At 71.8% G+C, this 2,241-nt stretch carries 3 protein-coding genes; 1 reads left to right on the plus strand and 2 read right to left on the minus strand.

The genetic code is table 11. The features are described from left to right. The coding region (locus AB0C69_RS41470; RefSeq protein ID WP_360362244.1) for an LLM class F420-dependent oxidoreductase at nt 1–927 on the plus strand (927 nt) is incomplete at its 5' end. Here AB0C69_RS41470 and AB0C69_RS41475 read toward each other — a convergent pair. Together AB0C69_RS41475 and AB0C69_RS41480 are read right to left on the minus strand one after the other, a co-directional pair. Continuing rightward, entirely contained in the window at nt 914–1,291 is a 378-nt protein-coding gene (locus tag AB0C69_RS41475) for a VOC family protein (RefSeq protein WP_360362247.1), read from the minus strand. The genes AB0C69_RS41470 and AB0C69_RS41475 overlap by 14 nt on opposite strands. Then, nucleotides 1,288–1,908 carry a helix-turn-helix domain-containing protein gene (locus AB0C69_RS41480; protein WP_360362250.1) on the minus strand — a complete coding sequence of 207 codons (621 nt, stop codon included), beginning with the start codon at nt 1,906–1,908 and terminating at the stop codon, nt 1,288–1,290. The genes AB0C69_RS41475 and AB0C69_RS41480 overlap by 4 nt, the downstream gene beginning before the upstream one ends. Nucleotides 1,909–2,241 lie beyond the last annotated feature (333 nt).

The following is a 2,241-nucleotide window of genomic DNA, read 5'->3' on the forward strand; positions in this document are numbered from 1 at the left end:
GAGGACCAGTACGTCACCGTGCCCGTCCCGGTGGTGGAGGACGACGACCTGGGCGCGGTCGAGGCGCTGGGGAAGCTGACGGACGACGTGCGGCGCGCGGCGGACGACGGGTTCTCCTCGGCGTGGATGTCGCAGACCTTCGGGGTGGACGCGCTGACCGCGCTGGCGGTGGCGGGCAGCGGGGTGTCCGGGATCGACCTGGGGACGGCGGTGGTGCCGACGTATCCGCGGCATCCGGCCGTGCTGGCGCAGCAGGCGAGGACGACCGCGCTGGCGCTGCGGGGACGGTTCACTCTCGGCGTCGGCCTGTCCCACAAGATCGTCATCGAGGACATGTACGGGTACGACTTCGGCAGGCCGCTGCGGCACATGGACGAGTACCTGTCGGTGCTGGCGCCGCTGCTCGAAGGGGAGAACGCCTCCTTCGACGGCGAGACCCTGCGGGGCAACATCGGGTTGAACGTGCCGAACGAGGGGCGGGTGCCGCTGCTGCTCGCGGCGCTCGGCCCGAAGATGCTGAAGCTGGCGGCGGAGCGGGCGGACGGAACGGTGCTGTGGATGACCGGCCCCGTCACCGTCCGCGAGCACATCGTGCCGACCATCACGGCGGCGGCCGAGGCGGCCGGACGGGACGCGCCGCGCGTCGTGTGCGTCCTGCCCGTGTGCGTCACCGGTGACGTGGAGCGCGCGCGGGAGCAGGCCGGGGAGACGTTCGAGGTGTACGGGGTGCTGCCGTCCTACCGGGCGATGATGGACCGGGAGGGCGTGGAGGGCCCGAAGGACCTGGCGGTCGTCGGGGACGAGGACACGGTCGCGGCGAAGCTGGAGGAGCTGTCGGAGGCGGGCGTCACCGACTTCGTCGCCGCCGAGTACATGCCGGGCGACCGGCGCACCCGGGAGTTCCTGAAGACGGTCACGGCGAAATGAGTTCGTAGAGGTTGCCGCTGGCGTCGGAGAAGTAGAGGCCGCGGCCGCCGAGCGGGTGGTCCTCGTCCACGCGGCCGTTGTCGGCGTGGGCGGGGTCGTCGCCGTAGGGGATCTCGCGGGCTTCGAGGCGGTCCACGGCGGCGTCGAACGTGACCGCGTCCACGTCGAAGGCCAGGTGGTGGCCCTGCGGGTAGGCGACGGTCATGAAGTCGAGGGTGAGGCCCTCGTTCACGCGGATCGGGACGAAGTGCCGCGCGTGCGGGTGGGGGCCGGTGTACTCCAGGCCCATGACGGCGGCGAAGAAGCGGGCCGCCTCGTCGTTGTCGGCGGCCGTCACGATCGCGTGGTTCAGGCTGATCGTCATGCGGTGGTTCCTTCCTTGAGAGCGCCGTGCAGGAAGACGTCCAGGTACTCCTCGACGGAGAGGGGCTGCGCGTCGGGGCCGGCGGCGGGCCGGGCCCGGCTGAAAACGAAGCCCAGGAACAGGCCCGCGATCTGGTCGACGGACAGGCGCAGCCGGTCCCGTTCGGGTTCGAAGAGCTCGGCGAGAGCCTCACGGGTGCGGGTCATGGCGGCCGCGCGGTCGGGACCGGGCTCGCCGGCGCCGGGCTCGGGGCGCGCGCGCCGGCCGGAGGCGTGCAGTGCGCCGATCACCAGGCCCATGCGGGCGAGGTAGGCGTCGATCGCGGCGGCGGCCTCGGCGAGCCGCGCGGGCAGCGGCTGGTCGAGCGGGATCGCGCCGATCTCGGCGAGGACGTGGTCGGTCCGCAGCGCCTCGGCGACGCAGGCGTCCAGCAGTTCGTCCTTGTCGGCGAAGACGCGGAAGATCGTCGCCTCGCCGATGCCGGCGGCGCGGGCGATCTGCGCCGTGGTGACGGCCGTGCCGCGCTCGGCGACGAGCGGCAGCGCCGTCCGGATGATCATTTCGCGCCGCTGCTCCGGGCTCATCCCGGGAGCGCGGCGCCGACTCTTCTCCTCCATGCCCGCGACAGTACGGAGTGAGTACTCACTCCGTCAAGAGCGAAGTGAGTACTCACTCCGAACAACCCGACAGATCAGGATTCGGTGGCTGATACCGTTGCGATGCTGCGCGCCAGGAGCGAAGTCCGGTGGAAAATCCGGCGCTGTCCCGCAACTGTGGTGCCCCTCTCGAAGTGGCCGAGCCAGGTCGCCTCCTCGCGCGCCGACGATTGTCGACCTCGTGGAAGGGCGATCCGTCATGACGGGCCGCGGCTTCCCTGCACCACCCAGGACACCGGGCGAGCAGACCAGGTCCGCCCGAGCCGTGCCCGCCGCCGACCGTGTACGCGTAGA

The sequence above is a fragment of the Actinomadura sp. NPDC048032 genome (assembly GCF_040653175.1).
GTDB lineage: Bacteria > Actinomycetota > Actinomycetes > Streptosporangiales > Streptosporangiaceae > Spirillospora > Spirillospora verrucosospora.